The organism is Dolichospermum sp. UHCC 0259 (assembly GCF_009711935.1).
GTDB lineage: Bacteria > Cyanobacteriota > Cyanobacteriia > Cyanobacteriales > Nostocaceae > Dolichospermum.
On the sequence record NZ_VIKX01000161.1, the window covers coordinates 1 to 1,202 of the forward strand.

1 protein-coding gene is annotated in these 1,202 nt (G+C 43.3%); it reads left to right on the top strand.

What is annotated here, in order from left to right; all coding sequences use genetic code 11:
- Window positions 1–230: 230 nt before the first annotated feature.
- Window positions 231–1,025 carry a DUF2993 domain-containing protein gene (locus FJR05_RS12515; protein ID WP_168644408.1) on the top strand — a complete coding sequence of 265 codons (795 nt, stop codon included), beginning with the start codon at window positions 231–233 and terminating at the stop codon, window positions 1,023–1,025.
- Window positions 1,026–1,202: the final 177 nt, after the last annotated feature.

Below are 1,202 nucleotides of genomic sequence, written 5' to 3' on the forward strand. Positions count from 1 at the left end.
GGGAAATGGAGGAGGTAGGGGGAATTGGAGGAGGTAGGGGAGGTAGGGGGAGAAAGAATTTTCCCAATGACCAATGACAACTGACCAATGACAACTGACCACTGACCAATAACCAATCAACCATCAGTTATCCTGTTCTAACCCATCAGCAGATTAAATCAGGGGATCGCTTGCATAATTGTTCACAATTTGTTACAAAAATATAAAGAACTTCTAGAGACTAAAACCTAATGTTCGGCGGACTTACTGGTTTAACAGATACCAAAAGCACCGATTGGGGAGAGCGAATGCTCAACACAGTCGCCAGCCAAACGATTCGCCACCTGTTTACCCAAAGCGAGTCGGTAGAAGTCTTTGTGCGCTGCTATCCCTCCAGCAAACTGTTGCAAGGCAGCATTGATAGCTTTAAAATGAACGGTCGCGGCTTAGTAATTCGCAAAGATTTCGCAGTAGAGGAAATGTCTTTTGAAACCGATGCAGTCGCCATTGACTTCGGCTCGGTTTTAAGTGGTAAACTTACCCTCAAACAACCCACCCAGGCTGTAGCCCAGGTAATTCTATCAGAAGAAGGCATTAATCGGGCTTTTGAGTCGGAACTGGTGAAAAAGCGCTTGCTGAACCTTTCTGAACCCACTTTGATTGCCATATCTGGTGGTGAACCAATTTCTTTTACTGAAGTTGAAGTCAAGCTATTACCCGAAAATCGCTTGCATTTAGTAGCTAAAGCCGATTTAAACAACGGCGAACTCATACCCCTAAGTATGACCATTAGTGTCGGGATTGAAAGAAGAAGGCGGGTTTCTTTCAAAGAACCGAAGATTGAACTTGAGGGAGTTCCAGAAGCACAAAGAGAAATTTCCCAGACTTTAAGTGTGGCATTGGTAGAAATTTTGGATAATATGGTTGATTTAGATCGCTTTGATTTAGATGGGGTAAAAATGCGACTAAATCGTTTAGAAACAGAAGGTCAAAGATTGATTTTTAGTGGTTATGCAGAAATAGAAAGAATTCCTCATAGTTCTTAACAATTCTTAAAATTGAAAAAACTTAACGCCGCCTAGTTGACCCTGGGCGGCAATTTAATTTTTATAAGAGGAGTCAGGAGTCAGGAGTCAGGAGTCAGGAGTTCAGGAGTTCAGGCGTTCAGGAGTTCAGGACGAAGAAGAAAATTTCTCCCCTACCTCCCCCACCTCCCCCACCCC

Excerpts from the sequence above, each read along its gene's own strand:
- FJR05_RS12515 (WP_168644408.1), top strand. The coding sequence starts at position 231 with ATGTTCGGCGGACTTACTGGTTTAACAGATACCAAAAGCACCGATTGG.